At 64.9% G+C, this 15,107-nt stretch carries 15 protein-coding genes, 1 pseudogene and 1 CRISPR repeat array; of the genes and pseudogenes, 6 read left to right on the top strand and 10 right to left on the bottom strand.

The features are described from left to right. Positions 1 to 360: 360 nt before the first annotated feature. From Q1W26_RS15010 to Q1W26_RS14965, 10 genes are all read right to left on the bottom strand, one after another. The gene (locus Q1W26_RS15010; RefSeq protein ID WP_300441858.1) at positions 361 to 732 is read right to left on the bottom strand and encodes a hypothetical protein; all 372 of its coding nucleotides are present in this window, start codon (positions 730 to 732) and stop codon (positions 361 to 363) included. Positions 733 to 1,194: 462 nt separating this feature from the next. Further along, the gene (locus Q1W26_RS15005; RefSeq protein ID WP_300441856.1) at positions 1,195 to 1,659 is read right to left on the bottom strand and encodes an NUDIX domain-containing protein; all 465 of its coding nucleotides are present in this window, start codon (positions 1,657 to 1,659) and stop codon (positions 1,195 to 1,197) included. Positions 1,660 to 1,675: 16 nt separating this feature from the next. Next, positions 1,676 to 2,191: an N-acetyltransferase gene (locus tag Q1W26_RS15000; RefSeq protein WP_300441854.1), complete on the bottom strand. Its 516-nt coding sequence runs from the start codon at positions 2,189 to 2,191 to the stop codon at positions 1,676 to 1,678. Positions 2,192 to 2,269: 78 nt separating this feature from the next. Then, complete coding sequence (locus tag Q1W26_RS14995) at positions 2,270 to 3,460, bottom strand: multidrug effflux MFS transporter (protein ID WP_300441852.1); 1,191 nt, start codon at positions 3,458 to 3,460, stop codon at positions 2,270 to 2,272. Positions 3,461 to 3,781: 321 nt separating this feature from the next. Further along, positions 3,782 to 4,663, bottom strand: a complete 882-nt coding sequence (locus tag Q1W26_RS14990) for an alpha/beta fold hydrolase (RefSeq protein WP_300441850.1) — start codon at positions 4,661 to 4,663, stop codon at positions 3,782 to 3,784. Positions 4,664 to 4,888: 225 nt separating this feature from the next. Then, the gene (locus Q1W26_RS14985; RefSeq protein ID WP_300441848.1) at positions 4,889 to 5,422 is read right to left on the bottom strand and encodes a hypothetical protein; all 534 of its coding nucleotides are present in this window, start codon (positions 5,420 to 5,422) and stop codon (positions 4,889 to 4,891) included. A 94-nt stretch (positions 5,423 to 5,516) separates the two neighbouring features. Further along, positions 5,517 to 6,290 carry a molybdopterin-binding protein gene (locus tag Q1W26_RS14980; RefSeq protein ID WP_300441846.1) on the bottom strand — a complete coding sequence of 258 codons (774 nt, stop codon included), beginning with the start codon at positions 6,288 to 6,290 and terminating at the stop codon, positions 5,517 to 5,519. Continuing rightward, entirely contained in the window at positions 6,291 to 7,034 is a 744-nt protein-coding gene (locus tag Q1W26_RS14975; RefSeq protein WP_300441843.1) for an EI24 domain-containing protein, read from the bottom strand. It lies immediately after the preceding gene. A 110-nt stretch (positions 7,035 to 7,144) separates the two neighbouring features. Beyond that, on the bottom strand, positions 7,145 to 7,861 hold the full coding sequence (locus Q1W26_RS14970; RefSeq protein ID WP_300441840.1) for an N-acetylmuramoyl-L-alanine amidase: 717 nt from the start codon (positions 7,859 to 7,861) through the stop codon (positions 7,145 to 7,147). Beyond that, positions 7,854 to 8,777, bottom strand: coding sequence for a TraB/GumN family protein (locus tag Q1W26_RS14965; RefSeq protein ID WP_300441837.1), 924 nt, complete (start codon positions 8,775 to 8,777; stop codon positions 7,854 to 7,856). Before Q1W26_RS14965 ends, Q1W26_RS14970 begins: the two co-directional genes overlap by 8 nt. A gap of 48 nt (positions 8,778 to 8,825) precedes the next feature. Here Q1W26_RS14965 and miaA point away from each other — a divergent pair, with 48 nt between their 5' ends. The 6 genes and pseudogenes from miaA to Q1W26_RS21520 all read left to right on the top strand — a co-directional run. Next, positions 8,826 to 9,797 carry a tRNA (adenosine(37)-N6)-dimethylallyltransferase MiaA gene (miaA, locus tag Q1W26_RS14960; protein WP_300441834.1) on the top strand — a complete coding sequence of 324 codons (972 nt, stop codon included), beginning with the start codon at positions 8,826 to 8,828 and terminating at the stop codon, positions 9,795 to 9,797. A 106-nt stretch (positions 9,798 to 9,903) separates the two neighbouring features. Continuing rightward, complete coding sequence (locus tag Q1W26_RS14955; protein ID WP_300441832.1) at positions 9,904 to 11,106, top strand: toll/interleukin-1 receptor domain-containing protein; 1,203 nt, start codon at positions 9,904 to 9,906, stop codon at positions 11,104 to 11,106. A gap of 86 nt (positions 11,107 to 11,192) precedes the next feature. Next, on the top strand, positions 11,193 to 11,762 hold the full coding sequence (locus Q1W26_RS14950; RefSeq protein ID WP_300441829.1) for a cupin domain-containing protein: 570 nt from the start codon (positions 11,193 to 11,195) through the stop codon (positions 11,760 to 11,762). Positions 11,763 to 11,848: 86 nt separating this feature from the next. Then, positions 11,849 to 12,697 carry a carboxylating nicotinate-nucleotide diphosphorylase gene (gene nadC, locus Q1W26_RS14945; protein WP_300441827.1) on the top strand — a complete coding sequence of 283 codons (849 nt, stop codon included), beginning with the start codon at positions 11,849 to 11,851 and terminating at the stop codon, positions 12,695 to 12,697. A 75-nt stretch (positions 12,698 to 12,772) separates the two neighbouring features. After that, positions 12,773 to 13,675: a hypothetical protein gene (locus Q1W26_RS14940; RefSeq protein ID WP_300441824.1), complete on the top strand. Its 903-nt coding sequence runs from the start codon at positions 12,773 to 12,775 to the stop codon at positions 13,673 to 13,675. Between the two features lie 253 nt (positions 13,676 to 13,928). Then, positions 13,929 to 14,213: pseudogene (locus Q1W26_RS21520) on the top strand (hypothetical protein); the annotation flags it as partial. A gap of 59 nt (positions 14,214 to 14,272) precedes the next feature. After that, positions 14,273 to 15,080: a CRISPR direct-repeat array (repeat unit 28 nt; unit sequence CTTCACTGCCGGATAGGCAGCTCAGAAA). Positions 15,081 to 15,107: the final 27 nt, after the last annotated feature.

Here is a 15,107-nt window from a genome sequence, read left to right as displayed (position 1 = left end):
GGATAACATGTTCTGCAAGTGACTGTTTAGAAGCAGGAACCACTCGCAAGGAAAAATAACAGAACAGAAAAAGCAGCAGCCGTCGGCATAGGGGCGATCCGATTCATCTGGCACATAGGCGGAGAGCATACCGTCTCGCCCAGATGGCCGCTATCTGGATCGGGTGGCGACCGGCCGCTCCTGACCGGAAACCACTTCCCTTACCAATCCTTCCCACCTAGCAGCTCTCGCCAACAATCCACCATCAACAATCCATTGCTTTATTTTGCGCCGCCGCACCCAAACTTTCTGCTGCGACGCTACCGCTTTTCAAACCCGCCACCCGCCCACATCCCCCAAGCGGGTGGCCGATCTTTTTTACTACCCCTCCGCACCCTTTTTTACCCGCGTCCGTTTTGACTGTTCGGATTTCTTCTTCAAGCCGAGGGCGGCGACTTGGTCGGAGCTGGGGCCGTAGAGGGCGCGGGCTTCGTTTTTGACGCCGAGGATGACGTCGTGGAAGTCGCGGCGGGCGGCGATGAGGGCGTCGGCGGCAGCGGCGGCGGCGGTGTGGGTGGCGACGGCGTGTTGTTCGGCGTCACGCAAGACTCTATAAGCGGACTCGGCGGCTTCCCGGCTGTTGGCCGGGTTGTTGGCCTTGTAGTCGGTCATGGTGCCGAATGCATGGTAGGACTCGATGTCCTTGAGAATCTGCTTGGGATTGACGCGGGTGGTTTCGCTGACGTTGTTCATGAGGTCTCCGTAATTTATTCAAAATGGCTAAACAGTTACGGTTTTCGATGCTACCGTCAGGTGGTTTTCGAATCAAGCGAACAGCATATTTTTGGACGACAGTCATGCCCGTGCCCTTGCGAAGGCAACAGGTGCTGCAGCATGTGATGTCGTTTCACTGAATAGTCACTACGACGGTGTTAGCAACGACTATTGATTAGGTCGTATTTACTAACACGGCATTGATAGTCACGATTTACCAGCGCGTAGTGACTACGCCGGTGCTGATAGTGACTATCACTCTGCGCGTAGCCACTACGCAGCAGTTGCTACCGACTATCGGGCCGCAAGCATTGACTACGCATTGCTGCGTAGTCGCTATTTGTGCGCTGTTAGTTCTTACGCCGCGGGGCGAGGTGAGTAAATTGCGGGCTGTTCTTCTTACGCGGGGGCTGCATGTGCCTTTTGCGCGGCCAGATGCGCTTAAGCAAGCAGTGGCAGATAGTCCCGCGTGTAGCGATGTACGTCCGTATTGGCCGCAGCTTCGGCGATGGGCCACCAGCGCAGTTCGGCGTGCTGGTTGTCGCAGCCGGGCACTTCAAAGCCAAGCGGCACGTCGATGCGGTGGGCGATGACGACGTAGTGGGTGCTCACGCCGATATCGCCGGCAAAGCAGTCCGGGTAGAAGTGTTCGAACACGCCGAGGAGTTGCGGTTTGAGCCCCGCCACGTCGGCAATGCCCAGCTCCCGCGCGGCGACCCGCTTGAGGGCGTCGGCGCGCGGCTCGTCTTTAAGGATGCGCCCGCCGGGTACGAACCAGCTGCCTTGCGCCGGGCGGTTGGTGCGCAGGCCCAGCAGGATTTCGGTTCCGCCGCGCACCAAAACAAGGTCCACCGACACCAGCGGCAGGCCCCGCAGCAGTTCGACAAAATGTTCACGCTCGTTCATCCGGCGCCTCCGGCCATCAAGGTTCTGCAAATGCGGCATGGTATTGAACCGTACCGGCCATACCGTTGAGATGGCCGGGCACGAGTTCAATAATCATGAAAGCGCCTTCCGGCGCCTCGCCCGACTTTACGTATTCACAGTCGATGGCGTGCTGCGAGGCCGGATCGAAGCCGAAGCGCGAGTAATAGTCCGGATGACCAAGGACGACCACCGCGCCGGCGCCCAGTGTTCGCGCCTGCATCAGCCCTTCTTCGATAAGCGCCGAGCCTACGCCGCAGTGTTGATGGTCCGGCAGCACCGCCATGGGCGCCAGACCCAGGATGCGAGCCCGCGGGTGGCCGGGCAGGCGCACTGGCGTGAACATCACATGGCCGACGATGAGGCCTTTTTTGGCAGCCACAAGAGACAGATAAGGAAAGGTGTGGCCGCGCAAGCGCTCAACCAGGTCTGCCTCGGCGGGCGTATCAAAGGCGGCGAGATTCACCGCCCTTATGGCGGCTTCATCGGCCGGTGTTTCGTTGCGGATCAGCACGGGGCCGGTTCTCCATCAAGGGCATGGCCCGCCAGCTTCGCCGATGGGGCTGCAGCGCGTCCAGTGCCGCGGCAAAACTCAGCGCACGGGGGCCGGCCCGGCGCGTTGCACCAACACCCAGGCCACCAGCGCAACCGCCACGCTCCAGAAGCTCATGCCCATGATCAAGGGCTGGGTGGTGCCGTCCATGTGGGCGCCCACCCAGCGGCCGGACGCAAAGGCCACCACCATCATCAGGAAACCCGCCAGCGCCGATGCCGCGCCGGCGGTTCTGGGAAACGGCGCGATCGCTCCGCTCTGCCCGCAGGGCTGGTGAATGCCGTGGCCGAGCATGTAGATCCAGGTTGGCACGATGATGGCCCACGCGCTGTTGATGCCGGCCAGCGCCAGCCCGGCCACCAAACCGCCGCCAGTAAGCGACAGCACGCCGCCGATCACCACCGTGCGCTTCACGCCGATGTGCATCACCAGATTGCGGCACAGCAGCGTGCCCGAGATGTAAAAAGCCGACACGGACAGCAGCACCAGCCCGTAGGCGGTCATCGAAAAGCCGTACTGCTCGATGAATACGAAGGACGACGCGGCCAGAAAGCAGAACAGCCCGCCGGTGGTTGCCGACGACAGCAGCGCCATGGCCCAGAAGCTGCCGTTGCCGAGGATCTGCCCTGCGGTGCGGGCCAGCACTGCGGGGTGCAGCGCCTCGGGGTGGCGCTCGTGCAGGGTTTCCTCGAAGTGGCGGGCAATGAGGTAGAGCGCGGCGGCCCCCACGAGCACCAGGCTGAACAAGGCCGCACGCCAGCCGAAGAACTCGGCGATGAGCCCCCCCAGCGGCGGGCTCAGGCAGGCTGCCACCCCCAGGCCGGACAAACCCTTGCTCATCGCGCGGGCACCCGCCTCGGGGGCATAGAGATCACGCACGATGGCGCGGGCGCACACCGTGCCGGCGCCCATGCAGGCCCCTTGCAGGGCACGCAAAACCACCAGCAGTTCGATCGACCCTGCAAACACGCAGCCCACCGCCGCCAGCGTGTAGCCGCTCAGCCCCAGCAGCAGAACACGGCGCCGGCCAACCCGGTCAGACAAAGGCCCCCACAGCAGTTGCGACACCCCGAAGGCCAGCACCACGGCCGTGAGGGTGAGCTGCGCCTGGGCCGGCACGGCGCCAAAGCTTTCGGTAAGCGCCGGCAGGGCCGGCAGGTAAAGGTCGGTGGTGACCGGCTGAAGGCCGAGCAGCAGCGACAGGATCAGGATGACGAGAGGAGAAGACATGGGCAGCACGACAGGGATTGGGGATGAACCGGGGGTCGATAAGCCGGAACTCCACGAAAGAAAGGCGATGTCACTGTTGTCGGTGCAAATACATCAACCCGACGATGCACCCTGTAGGGGCGACTTCAGTCGCCCACGGTCGGCAAAATCAGGGCAGATCCCGGATTCAGCCTCCGCGGGCGACTGAAGTCGCCCCTACAGGGCATCTGCATGGCATGGGGTGCATCGTCGGCTTGCTGCATTTCCACAGGCAACGCTGACATCGCCAAAAAAAAGGTCACGCACATGGCGTGACCCCTTGTTGACTCCGGGCTACGAAACTCAGTTCGCCAGAAAATCCAGCACCATCCGGTTGAACTTGGCGGCGTGCTCCCACTGGGCCCAGTGGCCGCAGCGGTTGAAGATGTGCAGCTCGGCGTTCGGCATGCCCCACAGCAGGCGCAGGCCGCAATCCATGGGCACGAAGCGGTCGTCGCGGCCCCAGATCACCAGCGTAGGCGCGGTGACTTCGCCCAGGCGCGGGCCCACGTCACCAAACTGCTTGGGGTTGGCGGCCAGGCTGGCAACGAAGTTCTCGAGGTGATCCTTGCGCGACATCATGTTGTTGAGGCGCGCTTCGATCAGGTCGTCGGTCAGCGTGCTGGCATCGAAAACGAAGACGTTGAGCATCTTCTTGAGGTTTTCGAAGGTCGGCTCACGGTACAGGGCCTGCAGCAGCTTGATGCCTTCGGTGGGCATCGGCACAAACTGGCTGGGGCCGCCGGTGCCGCCGCCCATCAGGATCAGCTTGCCGACGCGAGTCGGGTTGGCCAGCGCAAAGGCCACGGTGCTGTGGCCGCCCATCGAGTTGCCGATGATATGCACGCGATCGAGGTTCAGCCCGTCGAGCACGGCCTTGAGGGTGCGCGCATTAAGCTCGGAACGGGAGGTGGTGCAGACGATCGGATCACTCTTGTTCCAGCCCAGGCAGTCGAGCAGGATCACGCGGTAGCCGGCGTCGACGAAGGCGTCCACGTTGCGGTTGAAGTTGGCCCAGCCGCTGGCGCCGGGGCCGGAGCCGTGCAGCATCACCACGGTTTCGGCACCGGTGCCGGCGTCGTTGTAATGCACCTGCACGTCACGTTCATCCACCGTGATGCGCATGAAACGGCTGGTGCCGGCTTCGGTCACGGCGTTGCTGGGGGTGGTTTGTTGGCTTGTCATCCTGGAGTGTCCTTTGCGTGTTGTGGGCAGCCCGGCGCGGCAAGGCGCGGGCAGGTGCAACTCGTTATTGTTTTCTGATCGGGGTCATTACGTTGATGCCGCGGCACGCCGCAAAAGTGCGGCGCGCGGCAAGGCCCGGTCAGGCGGTATCCGCAGCGTTCAAGTAGACCAGATTCCCGCAGCGGGGACACGTTCAGGATGAAAAGTGTCCACTGGTTGCACCGTTCAGGTTTCGTCGGGCAGCATGTCCATGAATTTTTCTTCGATGACGTCGATGTGGCCAACCCCCACATCGCCGGCGATTTGCCGGCACATCTCGAAGGCCCGCAGCAATTCGACGCGGGAGGTGGCAGTGCGCAGATGCTCGCGGATAGGCTGATCGTTGTTGCGCAGGCTCTGCTCCATCGCGTCCAGCAGATAGAGGCGCGCCAGCGCAAGGGAGCGGCGGCGGGTCGGTGTCGGGCGCGGGTGGGGGGCTGGCTGCCGGGCGCGCGAATCAGGCGCCACCGCGGCACGGCTGGCCGCGTCGGCGCCATGCGCGCCGTGGTTGACCAGCACCACCAAACCCTGTTCGTGCAGATCCGTCAGGGCCTGGCGAATGTCACCAAGGGCGGCGGCCGATTCGGCCAGCGTTTGCACGCTCTGCCGCCCGTCTACAAGAATCAGCACCGTTCTCAGGCGCGGCGGAATCCGCCTCGAGCGGGTTGCGATTTCATCCACACCAGCCGCAGTCTTGGCCAGAACCCAATCGTTACCCATTACTTAGCCTCGTACTGCGTGTGATTCCGGCGCCAAGTATTACGCGTGTAAATTTCAGTTACGTGACATCACCCTCCGGGGCGTGGGCTGGGCGTCAAAGATCGGCGCGGGGCTCCCAAGCGTAGCCGCGGCGGGTGATTTCGGCGGTGATGCGCGCCATTGCCTCATCGACACGACCCGCCGGCCCCTTCATGCCCAGTTCAATGTGCCGCGGCAGCCCTTCCCCGCCCACGCTGGGCAGGCTGAACAGGGTGGCATCGGGAAAATCGGCCGTGATGGATTCCATCAGGTCGATGAGCTTGCCCTCCAGCGCCTCCCAGACGACGACCGAACGTTCGATGTAATCAGTGCGGTGATGCAGCCCGGCAAAGCAGGTATCCAGCACCCATTCGACCATCGGCCAGGCCATGACCGGAAAGCCGGGCACGAAGAAATGATTGCGGATCGAGAAGCCGGGAATGCGGTTGTAGGGGTTGGGGATGATCGCGCTGCCTTCCGGATAAACGCCCATCTGCAAGCGCTGGGGCGTGGTCTCGTCGCCGAAGCGGGCGCGGATTTCGGCCTCGGCCTCAGGGTGCAGCGCCAGCGGCAGGCCGAGCGCGGCTGCGGCCGACTGGCGGGTGTGGTCGTCGGGCGTGGCGCCGATGCCGCCAAAGCTGAACACGATGTCGGCGCCGGCGAAGCTTTCTTTGAGGGCCTGCACAAGGCGCGGCGGCTCGTCGGCCACGTAGCGCACCGAAGCCAGGCGCAGGCCGCGGGCCTTGAGCAGCTCCAGCAATTTGGCAAAGTGTTTGTCCTCGCGACGGCCGGAGAGGATTTCGTCGCCGATGATGATTGCGCCGAAGGACGGCGTGGTGTCTGCACTCATTCAATTCACCTCGATGATGTTGTCGCGCTGCCGCGCCACGCGCAGCGCCGACAGCAGGTAATGCACAAACGCCAGCCCCGAGAGCGCCGGCGCGAACAGGTTGATCAGCGGCACATGGGCCATGGCCGCCCCCAGCAGGCCAACTCCGAACAGCCCGCCCGACTGTGCGGCGGGCAGGGCCTTCATCTCGAACTTGTCGGCGTGGGCCATCAGCGCGTCGTAGCTAAAGGCGCGCTGGTTGAGCCAGGCGGTGAGCAGCAGCGAAATCAGCAGCCCGGCGCCCGGAATCAGCCACAGGGGCAGGCTCAGCACCAGCAGCACGATGAATTGCAGCACCGAAGTGAGCGCGTTCCAGACGCTGCCCACCTGACTGCCGCCGGCCCGCCGGGCGATATCGGCGTAATCGGTGGCGGCCACCCGCTCCAGCATCAGCGGCAGCGCCACCGCGGCCACCAGAAAGGCCGCCGTCACGTAAATCATGGGCAGCGCCAGCATCACCAGGCCAATCTTGAACATCAGGAGCGCCACGAGCAGCGCACCTTCCGATGACGCCAGCCAGCCGCCGACCAGCGGCAGCGCGGTGATGAAGTGGGTGCCCAGATCAGCCAGCGCGCCCCAGTTCATCACGAGAAGGCTGGTCCACACCACGCTGGCCACCAGCGTCGGCCACATCAGGTGCCACAGGATGCCCGGCCGCCCCAGGCTGCGGGCTGCCGAGAAATACGAAATCAGGATGGTTTTCATGCCGGACAGAACCTTTATTCAATTGGCGCCGCGCGCCGGGTCGCTACGGTTGACGCAGGTCGGGCGAACAGGTTCGCCGCCGGCCATTTTCGCCCATCGGTAACACCGGGTCACGGCGCGATCACGCCGCAGGCCCGCAGCCCGCTTTCGACTGCCGCAGCCGCCAGATCGCGGCGCCCGGCCGTGGCCAGCTCGCGGGCTTCGTCCGGATGCACGATCACGCCGGCTTCAAACAGCACGGCAGGCACCGTGGACGTCTTGAGCACCACCAGGTTGTCGTAGAAATACACGCCGTTGGCCTCGTCGGCCCACGGCCGCCCCCCCGCGCCGGGCGCCGTTTCGGCATGGTGCGCGGTGGGCTTGAGCCCGGCCGCACGCAGGGCCGCGCCAATCCCGCTGGCGCACGCCAGGCTTTCGGCAAGCCGCGGGTTAAGCCGCGACACGAACAGCGAAAAGCCCGAGGCGTGGGTGGAATACAACTGCTCGCGCCCGTTCCAGACCCACGGCTGCTGGTATTCCGCCTTCACCGAATCGTGGTGGATCGACAGGAAGAACTTCGCCCCCGCCGCCTCGGCCTGCGGCGCGCGGGCGCGCAGATCTTCCATCTCGCCTCGATACCCGATCAGGCGCACCGGCACGCCCGCCGCCGTGAGCCGCGCCGCGATCACCGCGGCGAGCGACTGGTTGTATTCGAACTCCGGCACACCGTAGGCGCTGGTGGCACCGGGCCGGGCAAGAAAATGCCCCACGTCGATGGCCACCGGCGCCGCGCCCGCGTTACACACGACAGGCAGCGCGGCGGCCAGCAAAAAGGCCTTCCTAATCATGCTCCGCCTCCACCTGACGCAGCCGAAAACCCCGGCTGGCCAGCAATTCGAGCAATCCCCCGGCCCCGCCAAAATGGCCGGCCCCTACCGCGATGAAAGCCCGCCGCCCCGGCTGCAGGCGGGCGGCAATGGCTTCGGCCATCTCGTGGTTGCGTGCGTCGAGCAGTTCGGCCAGCAGCGGCGCCATCTCGGGGCTCGCCGCATCCTCCCGCACCAGGCGATCGATCTGTTCCACCTGGCCAGCCCGCCACGCGGCCAGCAGGCCGGCAAAGTAGGTCGGCGCTGCGTCGTCTTCGATCAGCCCGATGACTTCAGCAAGGCTGGCCCGCTGGGCCGCCGCGCCACCGGCAGCCAGCGCCCGGATCTGCCGATCGACGTTCTCCAGCGCCGCCAGCGGCAGGCCCCGCGCCCTCGCCGCGCGGGCCAGCCACAAATCCACGCCGTGCTCGGTGCCAAAGCCGGCCTGCTGCGCCGCCTTCACCGTGAGCAGGGTGCCCGCCATCCACGGCTGCAGGCGCTGCAACACCTCGCCCGGCAAACCCAGCCGGGCCGCCACCGCGGCCAGCCGTGGGCGCAGCGCCGGCGGCAGCAAGGCGTCGAGCTGCTGCCCGGCCGGCAACAGCGCCGCCTCGCCAAGGCGCCTGGCGAGCAGCGGATCGGCCGGATCGAGTTCCAGCGCCAGGCTGTCGGCAGCGGCCAGCGCTTTCTGCACATTCGCCGGCAGCGGAAAACACGCCGCATCGCACACGTGAATCGTGCCGTACAGCCAGGCCCGCAGTTCGCCCCGGGCGTCCGAGAGTTCCCACAGGTAGAGCGGCCCCTTTGCCGCCGCCGCGCTGGCCCACAGCAGCGCGGCCGCCATCAGCAGCCCACGCCAGGCCCGCTTACCGCCTTTATTCAACACCGAAGCACTCAAGCCAATTTCTCCACCCGCTACAATGCGCGACTCTCAAAGGCCCGAATCATGCCCGAAACCCCTCAGTCCCCGTCCACCCGACTTCCGCCCGCCATCCTGCTGCTCGGCCCCACCGCCAGCGGCAAGACCGCCTGCGCACTGGAGCTGGCCCGCACCCTGCCGATCGAAATCATCAGCGTCGATTCCGCCCTGGTGTACCGGGACATGAACATCGGCACCGCCAAGCCCAGCGCCGACGAGCTGGCCGCCTGCCCGCACCACCTGATCGACATCCTCAGCCCTGAAGAAGCCTACTCCGCCGCCCGCTTCTGCGAAGACGCCCGCCGGCTGATGGGCGAAATCACCGCCCGTGGCCGCATCCCGCTGCTCACCGGCGGCACCATGCTGTATTACAAGGCCCTGCGGGAAGGCCTCTCGGAACTCCCCGAAGCCGCCCCCGAACTGCGCCGCGAGATCGAAGACGCGGCCGCCCGTGACGGCTGGCCCGCCCTGCACGCCGAACTCGCCCGCCTCGACGCCGACGCCGCGGCGCGCCTGCAGCCCAACGACGCCCAGCGCATCCAGCGCGCCCTCGAAATCGTCCGCCTAACCGGCCAGCCGCTGGCCGCCAGCTACGCCCGCCGCGAAGCCCACGTGGACACCCACCGCTTCATCCCCGTCACCCTCACCCCGAGCGACCGCGCCGTACTCCACGCCCGCATCGCCCGGCGCTTCGACGCCATGCTGCTGGCCGGTTTCGTCGACGAAGTGATCGCCCTGCGCAAGCACTACCGGCTCGACCCCAACCTGCCCTCCATGCGCTGCGTCGGCTATCGTCAGGCGCTCGAATACCTCGACGGCTACTGCGATCTGCCCACCTTCCGCGACAAAGGCATCTTCGCCACCCGTCAGCTCGCCAAGCGGCAAATCACCTGGCAACGCAACTTCCGCGAAAGCTGGGGCGATCTGGTCGAAGTGGATTGCCTTGCAGCCGGCATGGAAAAACAGGTGCAGCACATCGTCGAAAGCAGGCTGGACTAAGAGCTACCGACTGTCATTTCCGGGCCCGCGCCCGGAGACGAAAAACCCGGATGCGTGGGCTATGCTTGGTGGAAGAAGCCCTCCACCAGCGCGACCGGGAGACGTCATGAAAACCCTCAGCTCCATCCAGGTTCACGGCGCCAAACCCCGGCGGATCGAACTCCTGCAGGGTGATCTCACCGAACTCGGGGAAGGCGAAGGCTTCGACCTCCTCGTCGTCTCCGCCTTCCCCGACGACTACCTGCCGACCCGCACATCCCTCATCGGCGCGCTCCACCGCAAGGGCCTGTCGGTTGCCGACCTGGCCCAGGACAAAAGCGTGGACCTGCGGGACAACTTCGCCTGCTGGCTCTCGAAGCCCGTCACCCCGACAGATCCGGGCCTGCGCTTCTCGCGCATACTGTGCTTCGAGCCCAGCAAGCGCGGCGCGCCGCCGGAAGTCGTCGGCGACATCTTTCGCGCCCTCATGCCCATCCTTGCCGAAGCGCCCGACATCAACAGCATCGCGCTGCCCATCGTCGCCGCTGGCAACCAGGGCTGCAGCGTCGCCGAAATGCTTCCCCCGCTGCTCGACGCGGCGCTGGGCTGGCTCGAAAAAGGCCTGCCGCTCGACTGCATCAAGATCGTCACCCTGCGCGACGCCCAGGCCGCCGAGGCCGAGCGCATCTTCAACGCCCGCAAACTCGCCTACCTCGCCCCCCGCCCCGCCGCCGCAGCCCCGATGCCCCCCCCGCTGGCGGGCGACGATTTTCTCCTGGGTGGCGGAATCGACCGCGGCGGCGCCAGCGACGGCAATTTCCGCAGCATGGACAGCGGAATTGCCAGCCCGGACACCGCGCCCGCCCCCGCCCTTGAAACCCCGCCCCCAGCCGAACCCGAGTACGACGTTTTCATCAGCTACTCGCGCAAAAACGCCCACGACAGCGAGATGCTCGAAAAAACCCTGCGCCGGCTCCGGCCGGAAATCCGCATTTTCGTGGACCGGAAAAACCTCGACGTAGGCTGCGCCTGGCAGATCGAAATCTTCGAAAGCCTCGACAAATGCCGCAAGCTCGTCGCCATGCTGTCGCCCGAATACATCGCCTCGAAAGTCTGCAAGGAAGAGTTCAACATCGCCTGGCTGCGCGGCCGCGAAGCGGATGACGATATAATTTTCCCGCTCTACCTCTACTCCGCGCCGCTGCCCACCTACATGAAGTACAAAAACTTCCTCGACTGCCGCGAAGGCGACGCCCAGCGCATCGAGGAAGCCTCCCGGCGCCTGCTCGAAACCCTGTTTCCGCCGGCGGCCGATGCAGCCCATCCATGAACTTCTGAAGTTCGTGCCGGGCGGATTCAGATCCAGCCCTGAAACCCGGCTGGCGCCCCCAACTCAGCCACCCCCCGAATTCGCGTATGCTCCCCGCGCACCGAATCCCGAAAGCCCGTGCGATGCGCCACACCGCCAGACTTCCGCAGCGGCTCGCCCTGCTCGCCGCACTTCTTGCCGGCCCCGTCCGGGCCAATGAAGCGCAAACCCAGCCGATCACGCCCGACGCCCCTGCAGCGGCCGAAATCGACTCAGCGGCCGCCACCGTGATCCCCGCCGAGCCGCCCGCTCCCGGCCCGGCCGTCATCCTGCCCGACACCCTCAAATGGACGCCCCTGCCCGACAGCCCCGAGTCCAGCCAGGTCTGGCTGCACGGGGACGCAACGGCGCACGGCCCCACGCTGCTGCGGGTCAGGCTCGCCGCCGGTGGCAGGGTCGGTGTCCGGGCCCATCCGGACGAGCGCATCTTCAGCGTGCTGGCCGGCACCCTGTCCGTGGGCTTCGGCAGCATCTTCGATGAAACGCGGATGCACGACATTCCGGCAGGCGCCGTCTTCATCGCCCCCGCCGACCAGCCCCACTACCTGTGGGCCCGCGACGACGACGCCGAATACCAGGTAGGCGGCGGCACAATACCCGACATCCGCACACCCTGAACGCCCCGGCGGAAGCCACCGGCCCCGTCATCCGCCCCGCCCCCGGATGTTAGAATTTCGCTTTGGCATGACACAGGTGACCCCCGATGGAATTTACAGAACAACTTCGCGTTGAAGTCCAGCGCTCCGTGGCGGCCTCCCTGGCCGAAGACATCGGCACCGGCGACCTCACCGCCCGACTCATCCCCGCCAGCCGCAACGCCCGCGGCCGCGTCATTACCCGCGAAGAAGCCGTGCTGTGCGGCACCGCCTGGTTCGATGCCGCCTTTACCGCGCTGGAACCCGACGCCTCGATCATCTGGCATGCCCGCGACGGCGAACGCATCAAGCCCGGCCAGCTGCTGTGCGAAGTGGACGCCAGCGCCCGCGCCCTGCTGACCGCCGAACGCACCGCCCTCAACTTCGTGCAGTTGCTGTCCGGCACCGCCACGCTGACCGCCACCTTCGTGCAGGCCGTGGCCGGCACCAAGGCGAAGATCGTCGATACCCGCAAAACCCTGCCGGGCCTGCGCCTGGCCCAAAAGTATGCGGTCAAGATCGGCGGCGGCACCAATCACCGGGTCGGTCTGTACGACGGCATCCTGGTCAAGGAAAACCACATCATCGCCGCCGGCAGCATCAAGGCCGTGATGGAACAGGCCCGCGCCATCGCCCCGTCCAACGTGTTCATCGAGGTCGAAGTCGAGAACCTCGAGCAGCTCAACGAGGCTCTCGAAGCCGGCGCCAAAATGGTCCTGCTCGACAACATGAGCCTCGACCAGATGCGCGACGCAGTCGGCATCAACAAGGGCCGCGCCGAACTCGAAGCCTCCGGTGGCGTCAATCTGGAGCGCGTGCGCGCCATTGCCGAAACCGGCGTCGATCGCATCTCCATCGGCAGCCTGACCAAGGACGTGCGCGCCATCGACCTCTCCCTGCGTCACGTGGAAGAGTAAGTCGCTGCAGCATGCGGCCCGGCCCTGCGCCGGGCCTTTTTTATTTCAGCCCCCCATTCATTGCTCCCGCCGACCATGAACATCGAATTCGACGGTTCCACGTCCACCGCCAACGCCGACACCCTCCGCCAGGTCATCGAAGCCCTCGTCAGCCGCATCCAGGCCCGCGACACCGAGCTCGACCTGTCGGCCTTGTCGCGCATCGTCGTCACCGACGACCTGCCCGCCACCGAACAGCAGTTCGGTGCCCTGCCGGTTGCCGGCGATCACCTGTCGCGCATCGTTACCGACGCTGCCGACGGCAAGCTCGCGCTGCTCTTCGATGGCAACAAGCTGTGGGCCATCCTGTCCGGCGACGGTGCCGAAGTGGCCCGCCTGATCCACCATCTGCACAAGGAATGCTGGCGCCTTCACGACGCCCCCACGCCCCCCGCCGACACGGCCGCCACGCCGCTGGCCAGGGCCCTGTCGCCCATCGTCAGCGCCATGTGGCTGGAATACAGGATCAACCGGCGCAGCGCCTGGTCGATTCCCGCCGACTCCGATCTGCTCCTCAACCACCTGGCGGCCCTGATGCAGGCCCTGCCGGGCGGCATGCAGGAAGAAATCACCCTCTACTACGCCGACCAGAACCTGGACGAACTGTTCGCCAAGAGCCTCGGCCGCATCACCCACCTGATGCAGGCCGTCGCCCACGTGCAGGGCTACCTCGACGGCATGGAACTGCCGCTGAAGGACGTGAGCGCCACCATGCAGGAGCTGGTCAGCCAGTCCTTCCTGTCGCCGATCTGGCTCACCACCGCGCAACACCTGGCGGCGGGCTACGCCATCGGGCCAGGCGAGCTGGCCGACATTCCCCTGCGCCGCGACGTGCTGGCCGCCTTCGCCACTTTCGGCCTGCAGATTCGCGAAAGCGAAGACGGCAGCGATGTGTGGGTGGATGTAACGCCCCTCACCAAGCCGCAAACGCTGCACTGATTCAGCGCACAAGCCCGTCAGGCCCGGAGCCCGCTTCGGGCCTGTACCAACAGCGGGGTCGTTTGAGCGATTCAGCAGAATCCATTCGATCTCCTTCGCGTTGATTTCCCGGTGCGACGCGGAATCCGGCTGCCACACAATCCGGTCACGGCAAAGCGCTGGAGCTCTTCCACGCGCTACGTGCATCGTTGATGCGTCTGCTTTCAACCTGGCCGACAAGTGATTCGGTGAATCACCACAGCGGCGGACGAAGGCCATCGCGGATCTCATCGATACCAAAGATATCCGCGCCGCGATTCCTCACAGTCGTGCCAAGCAACCGGACCTGCCCTTTCTGGTACGGAGCAGCCGCAGCAAAGGGCGACAGTTGCGGCTCTTTGTCGAGCACCTGCCCGTCAAGGATCAATCCCGGCCAGCCCCTTCGACAGTTACGGCCTCCGTCCAACGACGACCATTCCCCGGTTCTGACCCTTTTTTTGCCACCCTCGCCAAAGCCTTGAATTCAGTGGCCTTGGCGGGGGCTCCAGTTTTTGGGTGAAAACGTTTAGAAATCGATTTTCTCTTTAACAATCAGGAACTCAAGACTGGTAGGCTCTACTTCACTGCCGGATAGGCAGCTCAGAAAACAAGAGCAGGCGCTTAATTTGATTAATCGCCCTTCACTGCCGGATAGGCAGCTCAGAAAAAATGGTGCCGCGTTGAGGTCGAGTTCAAGAGCTTCACTGCCGGATAGGCAGCTCAGAAAGTTGGTCGCTCAAAAACATTGGCATTATTGTCCTTCACTGCCGGATAGGCAGCTCAGAAATTGCCGGCCGCCCGCTTGAACAGGGAAATCAACTTCACTGCCGGATAGGCAGCTCAGAAATGATCGCCGAAAACACCGAGCGCCAGCAAGCCCTTCACTGCCGGATAGGCAGCTCAGAAATGTTCGACGCTGCGGTGAATTCCGGGCCGGGGCTTCACTGCCGGATAGGCAGCTCAGAAAGAGCTGTTCCGCCGCATGTCCGAGCAGTCTGACTTCACTGCCGGATAGGCAGCTCAGAAACGGCCGTCCCGCGGGTGTGATTGAGCATCCCGCTTCACTGCCGGATAGGCAGCTCAGAAAGGTTTCGACGTTGGCCACCAGGGCGGCAAGGCCTTCACTGCCGGATAGGCAGCTCAGAAATCGGGGCAGGGCGCCCTCATCGGCGCGCTGTTCTTCACTGCCGGATAGGCAGCTCAGAAAATCAGGGCCGGTGCGTTTCATGACTTGCAGGACTTCACTGCCGGATAGGCAGCTCAGAAAATTCCCAGAACCACCGGCACCGGCTTTATAGCCTTCACTGCCGGATAGGCAGCTCAGAAATAGCATGCCCGGTGCGGAAATTGGCATGTGGGCTTCACTGCCGGATAGGCAGCTCAGAAAATCAGGGCCGGTGCGTTTCATGACTTG

The organism is Zoogloea sp. (genome assembly GCF_030157465.1).
Lineage (GTDB): Bacteria > Pseudomonadota > Gammaproteobacteria > Burkholderiales > Rhodocyclaceae > Zoogloea.
This window is presented reverse-complemented; position numbering and strand designations above follow the sequence as displayed.